Origin of the sequence: Neisseria sp. HMSC069H12 (assembly GCF_001812735.1) — a bacterium.
Lineage (GTDB): Bacteria > Pseudomonadota > Gammaproteobacteria > Burkholderiales > Neisseriaceae > Neisseria > Neisseria subflava.
Window position 1 is genome coordinate 81,214 of sequence record NZ_KV810289.1, and the last position, 8,006, is coordinate 89,219.

The 8,006-nt window shown below is 48.3% G+C and carries 9 protein-coding genes; 7 read left to right on the forward strand and 2 right to left on the reverse strand.

Going from position 1 to position 8,006, the window contains the following annotated elements:
* Window positions 1-4: 4 nt before the first annotated feature.
* Window positions 5-1,690: a 30S ribosomal protein S1 gene (gene rpsA / locus HMPREF2872_RS08475; RefSeq protein WP_141752863.1), complete on the reverse strand. Its 1,686-nt coding sequence runs from the start codon at window positions 1,688-1,690 to the stop codon at window positions 5-7.
* 154 nt (window positions 1,691-1,844) lie between these two features.
* Window positions 1,845-2,504: a (d)CMP kinase gene (cmk, locus tag HMPREF2872_RS08480; protein WP_049329639.1), complete on the reverse strand. Its 660-nt coding sequence runs from the start codon at window positions 2,502-2,504 to the stop codon at window positions 1,845-1,847.
* Between the two features lie 216 nt (window positions 2,505-2,720).
* Between cmk and ruvB the strand changes: the two genes are divergently transcribed.
* The 7 genes from ruvB to HMPREF2872_RS08515 all read left to right on the forward strand — a co-directional run bounded on the left by ruvB (window position 2,721) and on the right by HMPREF2872_RS08515 (window position 7,879).
* A complete protein-coding gene (gene ruvB / locus HMPREF2872_RS08485; RefSeq protein WP_070632910.1) occupies window positions 2,721-3,752 on the forward strand; it encodes a Holliday junction branch migration DNA helicase RuvB in 1,032 nt (343 codons plus the stop codon).
* A 122-nt stretch (window positions 3,753-3,874) separates the two neighbouring features.
* Entirely contained in the window at window positions 3,875-5,782 is a 1,908-nt protein-coding gene (locus HMPREF2872_RS08490) for an ATP-binding cassette domain-containing protein (protein WP_070632912.1), read from the forward strand.
* A gap of 89 nt (window positions 5,783-5,871) precedes the next feature.
* Window positions 5,872-6,303 (forward strand): type II toxin-antitoxin system RatA family toxin, encoded by a 432-nt coding sequence (locus HMPREF2872_RS08495; RefSeq protein ID WP_003683270.1) that lies wholly within the window; start codon window positions 5,872-5,874, stop codon window positions 6,301-6,303.
* On the forward strand, window positions 6,296-6,568 hold the full coding sequence (locus tag HMPREF2872_RS08500) for an RnfH family protein (protein ID WP_049351563.1): 273 nt from the start codon (window positions 6,296-6,298) through the stop codon (window positions 6,566-6,568). Before HMPREF2872_RS08495 ends, HMPREF2872_RS08500 begins: the two co-directional genes overlap by 8 nt.
* A 54-nt stretch (window positions 6,569-6,622) precedes the next feature.
* Complete coding sequence (gene pth, locus HMPREF2872_RS08505; RefSeq protein WP_003683307.1) at window positions 6,623-7,201, forward strand: aminoacyl-tRNA hydrolase; 579 nt, start codon at window positions 6,623-6,625, stop codon at window positions 7,199-7,201.
* A 103-nt stretch (window positions 7,202-7,304) separates the two neighbouring features.
* The gene (locus HMPREF2872_RS08510) at window positions 7,305-7,514 is read left to right on the forward strand and encodes a dioxygenase (protein ID WP_070632914.1); all 210 of its coding nucleotides are present in this window, start codon (window positions 7,305-7,307) and stop codon (window positions 7,512-7,514) included.
* A complete protein-coding gene (locus tag HMPREF2872_RS08515) occupies window positions 7,511-7,879 on the forward strand; it encodes a VanZ family protein (RefSeq protein WP_070632916.1) in 369 nt (122 codons plus the stop codon). The genes HMPREF2872_RS08510 and HMPREF2872_RS08515 overlap by 4 nt, the downstream gene beginning before the upstream one ends.
* Window positions 7,880-8,006 lie beyond the last annotated feature (127 nt).

The window sequence follows — 8,006 nt, forward strand, 5'->3', positions numbered from 1 at the left end:
AACCTTATTCTTGGTCGCCGGACAGTTTGGCTTTCAGCAAGTCGCCCAGGCTGGTAGTACCGGCATTGGCAGTTGCAGCGGCGTTAACTGAATTCAGCGCTTCGCGGTTTTCTTTAGCGTCTTTCGCTTTAATAGACAGACGGATGCTGCGGTTTTTGCGGTCAACGGTAACGATAACGGCTTCAACCTCATCACCTTCTTTCAGTTTGGTGGTCAGATCTTCAACGCGGTCAGCTGCGAATTCGGAAGCAGGCAGGTAGCCTTCTACTTCGTCAGACAGGGCAACAACGGCACCTTTGGCGTCAACAGATTTCACAGAACCTTTAACCAAAGAACCTTTGTCGTTTACGCTGATGAAGTTGCCGAAAGGATCGCCTTCCAGTTGTTTGATGCCCAAAGAGATGCGCTCTTTGTCAACGTCGATTGCCAATACAACGGCTTCAACTTCTTCGCCTTTTTTGTATTTGCGTACAGCTTCTTCGCCGGCTTCAGTCCAAGACAGGTCAGACAAGTGAACCAGACCGTCGATACCGCCGGGCAGACCTACGAATACGCCAAAGTCAGTGATGGATTTAACCGCACCGGAGATTTTGTCGCCTTTATTGTGGTTGGCGGCAAATTCTTCCCAAGGATTGGCTTGGCATTGTTTCATACCCAAAGAGATACGGCGGCGGTCTTCGTCGATTTCCAGAATCATGACTTCGACTTCGTCACCCAGTTGAACAACTTTGCTTGGGTGTACGTTTTTGTTGGTCCAATCCATTTCGGAAACGTGTACCAAACCTTCGATGCCTTGTTCGATTTCAACGAACGCACCGTAATCAGTCAGGTTGGATACTTTACCGAACAGGCGGGTACCTTGTGGGTAACGACGGGTCAGGCCGCTCCAAGGATCTTCGCCCAATTGTTTCATACCCAGAGAAACGCGTTGTTTGTCTTGGTCGAATTTCAGGACTTTGGCTTCAACTTCTTGACCGACTTCCAGAACTTCGCTTGGGTGTTTCACACGGCGCCATGCCAAGTCGGTGATGTGTAACAGACCGTCGATGCCGCCCAAGTCAACGAATGCACCGTAATCGGTGATGTTTTTAACGATACCTTTGATAACTGAACCTTCTTGCAGGTTTTCCAGCAAGGCTTTGCGTTCTTCGCCCAAAGTAGCTTCCAGAACAGCGCGGCGGGACACAACAACGTTGTTGCGTTTTTTGTCCAGTTTGATCACTTTGAATTCAATTTCTTTGCCTTCGAAGTGAGAAGTGTCTTTTACAGGACGTACGTCAACCAAAGAACCCGGCAGGAATGCGCGGATGCTGTTGATCATAACGGTCAGACCGCCTTTGACTTTGCCATTGATAACGCCGGACAGGATGTCGCCGTTTTCCATCGCTTCTTCCAAAGCGATCCAGTCGGCAGCGCGTTTGGCTTTTTCGCGGGACAGTTTGGTTTCGCCGAAGCCGTTTTCAACAGATTCGATGGTAACGGTAACGAAATCGCCAACTTTAACTTCAATCTCGCCCTGAGCGTTTTTGAATTCAGCAACATCAATCAGAGATTCTGATTTCAGACCTGCGTTAACGGTAACGAAGTTTTGATCGATGCCGACTACTTCGGCAGTAATCACTTCACCTGGGTTCATCTCTTGCAGGGTAAAGCTTTCTTCCAGCAGCTGGGCAAAATTTTCCATAGTCATATATACTCTTTTCGGTACACCGCCAAGGGGTGCGGGTTAGGTTTGCAATGACCTGCCGTCCTTGGCGCGGCAGGTTGGGAAATGTTTTCAGACGGCCTTGTTATAGGGTTAACAGGCCGTCTGAAATGAAAACTTCGCGATTATACTCCAAATTTTAAACTTTATGATACCAATCAAGCACTTTTTTTACAGCTTCTTCGATAGAAAGGTTATCAGTATCTAAAAGAAGGGCGTCGGGCAGCTGTTTCAACGGAGCAATAGGGCGGCGGCGGTCTGCTTCGTCGCGCGCTTCAATGTCCGACAAAATACGCTCGAATGCAACGCCTTCGCATGGGATACCGAGTTGTTTGGCACGACGTTGGGCGCGGACATTGGCACTTGCGGTCAGGAAAATTTTTAATGCGGCATCAGGGAAAATAACCGAGCCAATATCGCGGCCGTCGGCGACCAAGCCTTTATCAGTTAGGAAGTCGCGTTGGCGTTGCAAAAGGGCGGCACGCACTTTAGGCAACTGTGCGACGGCAGATGCGCCCATGCCGATTGCTTCGGTACGGATTTGCTCGGATACATCTTCGCCGTTTAATAATACGGCGCTACCTTCAAATTGTGCGGGCAAGGTTTCTGCCAGTGTGCTGACGGCATCTTCATCTGTCCAGGCAACATTTTGTTTTTGTGCGTAAAGTGCGGTCAGGCGGTAAAGCGCACCGGAGTCGAGGTAAAGAAAACCCAAGGCTTCGGCTACGCGTGAGGCAACCGTCCCTTTACCGGATGCGCTGGGGCCGTCGATGGCAATGACTTTTTGCTTGAGGCTCATGTGTTCTCCTGAATGCGATAGGTATTTGAATCAACCGTTTATTATACGTTGCTTTGGCCGTCTGAAAGCGAAAATTTTTGTGTGATTTAGATTTGAGGGAAAAGTGGCTCGGCCTTATCGGGTATAATGGCCAAAATCATAATTTAACCGCTTTGTCTGATTGTTCGGGCCGTCTGAAACAACGGGTCGGGAACGGTCTTAGAATTTAGAAACATTATGTTACAAACTGATAATCTTACTTCTGCACAACCTCAGCGCATTATCACTGCTCAAAATATTTCCGCTCAGGAAGAATTGCTTGAACGCGCTTTACGTCCGAAAACTTTAGACGACTATATCGGGCAGGATAAAGCAAAAGAGCAGTTGGCCATTTTTATTCAGGCAGCGAAAAAACGTGGTGAAGCGCTTGACCACACTTTGCTGTTTGGCCCTCCGGGTTTGGGCAAAACTACTTTGGCACACATTATCGCTAAAGAGTTAGGCGTTAATTTGCGTCAAACCAGCGGCCCGGTTTTGGAACGTGCCGGCGACCTTGCAGCCTTGTTGACTAATCTTGAGCCGCATGATGTGCTGTTTATCGATGAAATCCACCGTTTAAGTCCTGTGGTTGAAGAAATCCTTTATCCTGCGCTTGAAGATTATCAGTTGGACATCATGATAGGCGAAGGACCGGCCGCGCGTTCGGTCAAAATCGATTTGCCGCCGTTTACATTGGTAGGCGCGACGACCCGTGCCGGTATGCTGACCAATCCTTTGCGCGACCGTTTCGGTATCGTATCCCGATTAGAGTTTTATCAGAATAAAGATTTGGCGACTATTGTTGCCCGTTCTGCTCAACTATTGCAGTTGGATATGGGTGAAGAGGGCGCGATGGAAGTGGCCAAGCGCAGCCGCGGTACGCCGCGTATTGCCAACCGCCTTTTGCGACGTGTACGCGATTATGCCGATGTGAAAAACAACGGTGTCATTGATGCGGAAATTGCCGATGCGGCTTTGAGTATGCTGGATGTGGACGGGCAAGGTTTGGACGTGATGGACAGGAAATTCCTTGAGGCGATTTTGCACAAGTTCAGCGGCGGTCCTGTCGGTTTGGAAAACGTGGCTGCTGCGATTGGCGAATCAACCGATACCATCGAAGATGTGATTGAGCCTTATCTGATTCAGCAGGGCTTTTTGCAGCGTACACCGCGCGGACGCGTAGCAACAGAACGAGCCTATCTGCATTTTGGTTTGAAGGTTAAAGAATAATAATGAAGGCCGTCTGAAAACTGCTTTCAGACGGCCTGATGATTTCAATTTCATATGATTGTCGGCAAATATCTGCCGATAATCGGTTAAAATGTCTCCCTTTTCTTTTTTGAAGTTTCCCCATGAATATCTTATCCGTAGAAAATGCTTCTTTTGCCGTCGGCCACGTTGCCTTGCTCGACAAAACTTCTTTTCAACTCGATAGCGGCGAAAAAATCGGTTTAATCGGCCGCAACGGTGCGGGTAAGTCTTCGTTTTTAAAAATTTTTGCAGGCGTACAAAAGCTCGATGACGGGCAGATTATTGTTCAAAACAATCTCAAAATCGTTTATGTACCGCAGGAATCTTTTTTTGATAAGGAAACAACCGTATTTGATACTGTTGCTGAAGGTTTGGGCGAAATTCGTGATTTATTGCGCCGTTATCATCATGTCAGCCATGAGTTGGAAAATGGTTCGAGTGAGGCTTTGTTGAAAGAGCTCAACGAATTGCAACTTGAAATCGAAGCGAAGGATGGCTGGAAGCTGGATGCGGCCGTGAAGCAGACTTTGGGCGAACTCGGTTTGCCGGAAAACGAAAAAATCGGCAACCTCTCCGGCGGTCAGAAAAAGCGCGTCGCCCTGGCGCAGGCTTGGGTGCAGAAGCCCGACGTATTGCTGCTGGACGAGCCGACCAACCATTTGGACATTGACGCAATTATTTGGCTGGAAAACCTGCTTAAAGCGTTTGAAGGTAGCCTGGTTGTGATTACCCACGACCGCCGTTTTTTGGATAATATCGCCACGCGCATCGTCGAACTCGACCGCGGCATTCTGCGCTCCTATCCCGGTTCGTTCTCCAAATACAGCGAGAAAAAAGCGCAAGAGTTGGCAGTCGAGGCGGAACATAACCGCTTGTTTGATAAATTCCATGCTCAGGAAGAAGCATGGATACGCAAAGGCATCGAAGCGCGCCGTACCCGTAATGAAGGCCGCGTGCGCCGTTTGGAAGAGTTGCGCCGCCAGCGCGCCGAACGCCGCAATGTACAAGGGCAGGTTAACTTTAAGCTCGACAGCGGCGAGAAGAGCGGCAAAATCATCGCCGAATTGGAACATGCCTCGTTTGCCTATGGCGACAAAGTCATCATGGACAAATTCTCCGCCATTTTGCAGCGCGGCGACAAAATCGGCTTAATCGGTCCAAACGGCATCGGCAAAACCACCTTCCTCAAGCTGATTTTGGGCGAATTGCAGCCGACCTACGGCAGAATCCGTATCGGCAGTAAGCAGGAAGTTGCTTATTTCGACCAATTCCGCAGCGCGTTGAACGAAAACGACACCGTGTTTTACACGCTCGGACAGGGAAACGATTACGTTGAAGTCGGCGGTAAGAAAAAGCATGTGATGAGCTATTTGGAAGATTTCCTGTTCCATCCAGCCCGCGCACAAAGTCCTGTTTCATCGCTCTCCGGCGGCGAACGCAACCGCCTCCTGCTGGCAAAACTCTTCACCCGCCCTGCCAATATCCTAGTCTTGGACGAACCGACCAACGACTTGGACATCGACACCCAAGAGCTGCTCGAAGACTTGCTGCGTGATTATCAAGGCACGGTATTCCTTGTCTCGCATGACCGTATGTTCCTTGATAACGTGATTACCCAAAGCATTGTTTTTGAAGGACAAGGTCGTCTGAAAGAATATATCGGCGGCTATCAGGACTATATCGACGCAAAATCGCGGGAAGATAAAATTCAGACGGCCTCGGCGCCTAAAGCAGTTGCCGAGCCTGAGAAAGTCAAACCCAAAGCCAACCGCACGGTCAAACTTTCCTACAAAGAACAGCGCGAACTCGATGCCCTACCTGATGAAATCGCAGCTTTGGAAACCGAGCAGGCTGAAATCAATGCCCAGCTTTCCGATCCTGAAATTTTCAAAAATTACGAAAAAGCAGGTGTGTTACAAAGCAGGGCTGAAGAAATTGAAATGCTGCTTTTAGAAAAGCTGGAACGCTGGGAATGGCTGGAAGCGAAACAAAATGGCGAAGCGGTTTAAATTGGGAATTTTGTCCCAAAGTAGGGCAGATATTTTTCTAAATCATGCCGTCTGAACCCCAAATATTCAAAAACAAGGTCTACAACCACATGAAAAAAGTCGAGAAAAACGTATTGGTGCTGCATAGCGCTAAGGAAATGTTTGAGCTGGTGGACAAAGTTGAGGACTATCCAAAATTTTTGCCGTGGTACAGCAAGACCGAAGTCATCGAACGCAAAGGAAATGAGCTAAAAGCGCGCCTGTTTATGGACTATATGCGCGTCAAACAGTCATTTGCGACGCACAATCACAATATCCCGGGGCAGGAAATCCGCATGGATTTGCTCGAAGGGCCGTTTAAAACCTTGCGCGGCACTTGGAAATTTATCGATTTGGGTGATGATATGTGTAAAGTTGAATTCAGATTAGAATACGATTTTTCCAATGCCGTACTCTCTGCCATGATTTCCCCAGTGTTTGGCCATCTCGCCGGCACGCTGGTGGATGCTTTTATTAAAGAGGCCGACCGCCGCTATGCTTGAGATTGAAATTGTTTACGGACTGGCCGACAGGCAAGTGTTGAAGAGCATGACCGTTGCAGAAGGTACAACCGTACGCGAAGCTACCTTGAAAAGCGGTTTGGAGGTGGAGTTCCCAGAGTTGGATTTACAGCAAGCGCCTTTGGGTATTTTCGGCAAGGCTGTGAAAGACGAGACTGTGTTGCGCGATGGTGATCGGATTGAGGTTTATCGTCCATTGTTGATTGATCCGAAAGAAGCGCGACGTAAACGCGCAGGGCAAGAATAAATCAAAGGCCGTCTGAAACTTTTTCAGACGGCCTGTCAAACTGAAAGAACAGTAATGAGCTTGAAAATTAAATTAATCGTCGGTTTGGGCAATCCAGGCCAAGAATACGAACAAACGCGCCACAATGTTGGCTTTTGGCTGTTGGACGAACTGGCGTGGAAATGGAAAGTCAATTTTAAAGACGAAAAGAAATTTTACGGCGAAGTAGCGCGCGCCACTACGCCGGATGGCGATGTTTGGCTGCTCAAACCCATGACCTTTATGAACCGCTCCGGTCAGGCAGTAGCCGCTTTGGCTCAATTTTACAAAATCAAGCCGGAGGAGATTTTGGTGGTTCATGACGAGCTGGATATTCCATGCGGCCGTATCAAATTCAAACTTGGCGGCGGCAACGGCGGACACAACGGCCTCAAAGACATTCAGGCTCGTTTGGGTACGCCTAATTTCTACCGCCTGCGCTTGGGTATTGATCATCCTGGCGACCGTAATCTGGTTGTCGGTTATGTGTTGAATAAACCGTCGGCGGAACACAGACAGCAAATTGATGATTCCATTGCCAAATCCCTGCAAGGATTGCCGGCCGTGTTAAATGGCGAATGGGAAGAGGCAACACGTTTTTTACACAGTAAGTAAGCGTACCCGAATCAAACGGGCAACCTTGCGCATCATGTTCAGACGGCCTGAAAACAGACGGCGCGATCTGGCTAGCGATAAACCAATCGAAGAAACAGTAAATATGAACGAACTGACCAGTCTTATGCAGACCGAATCCCCAGGCATTGTTGGCGAAACATTAGACTTCTGCCTTTACGAATGCAGTATTGAAGATGCCCCGGATGCAGAAGAAGTGGCACAATGGCGTGATATTTTGAAGGTGCGGGGTGGGAAATTTGTCCGCTTGGCAGATATCTGCCAAACATGGCTGGATGAAGAGGCCGACAAATGAAAGCCTTACCATTAAACAAATTTACTGCCGCTGCCTTGATCTGGTTTGCCGCTGCCATTTATGCCTTACTTTTCAAAGAGGGTGGCAATAGCGCTCCACCATTTCCCCATTTTGATAAAGTCGGCCATTTCGGACTTTTCTTCGGTCAGGCATGGCTGTGCGCAAAAATATTTATTCAAGAGAATAGGGAAATACCCTATAAAGGCATTCTGCTTGCCGCTTTATTGTTTGCAGTAGGAAGTGAGTTGGCCCAGGCATTTCTGACTGCTACGCGCCAAGGTTCGATCGCGGACGGTATTGCCGATATGGCAGGTGCTGCGGCGGCGCTGTGGTTTGCAGAAAAAGTAAAAGCAGCAAAAAGTTAGACATATTTAAAAAAACTTAAAGGCCGAGACCTTTGCAAAAATCGTCTGTTCACGAAATTTGACGCATAAAAATGCGCAAAAAAATCTTCAATTGACTAAAACCTTCCTAATATTGAGCAAAAAGTAG

What these genes read in the sequence shown, in the direction of transcription:
- rpsA (WP_141752863.1), bottom strand. Translation starts at nt 1,690, where the DNA reads ATGACTATGGAAAATTTTGCCCAGCTGCTGGAAGAAAGCTTTACCCTG.
- cmk (WP_049329639.1), bottom strand. Translation starts at nt 2,504, where the DNA reads ATGAGCCTCAAGCAAAAAGTCATTGCCATCGACGGCCCCAGCGCATCC.
- ruvB (WP_070632910.1), top strand. Translation starts at nt 2,721, where the DNA reads ATGTTACAAACTGATAATCTTACTTCTGCACAACCTCAGCGCATTATC.
- HMPREF2872_RS08490 (WP_070632912.1), top strand. Translation starts at nt 3,875, where the DNA reads ATGAATATCTTATCCGTAGAAAATGCTTCTTTTGCCGTCGGCCACGTT.
- HMPREF2872_RS08495 (WP_003683270.1), top strand. Translation starts at nt 5,872, where the DNA reads ATGAAAAAAGTCGAGAAAAACGTATTGGTGCTGCATAGCGCTAAGGAA.
- HMPREF2872_RS08500 (WP_049351563.1), top strand. Translation starts at nt 6,296, where the DNA reads ATGCTTGAGATTGAAATTGTTTACGGACTGGCCGACAGGCAAGTGTTG.
- pth (WP_003683307.1), top strand. Translation starts at nt 6,623, where the DNA reads ATGAGCTTGAAAATTAAATTAATCGTCGGTTTGGGCAATCCAGGCCAA.
- HMPREF2872_RS08510 (WP_070632914.1), top strand. Translation starts at nt 7,305, where the DNA reads ATGAACGAACTGACCAGTCTTATGCAGACCGAATCCCCAGGCATTGTT.
- HMPREF2872_RS08515 (WP_070632916.1), top strand. Translation starts at nt 7,511, where the DNA reads ATGAAAGCCTTACCATTAAACAAATTTACTGCCGCTGCCTTGATCTGG.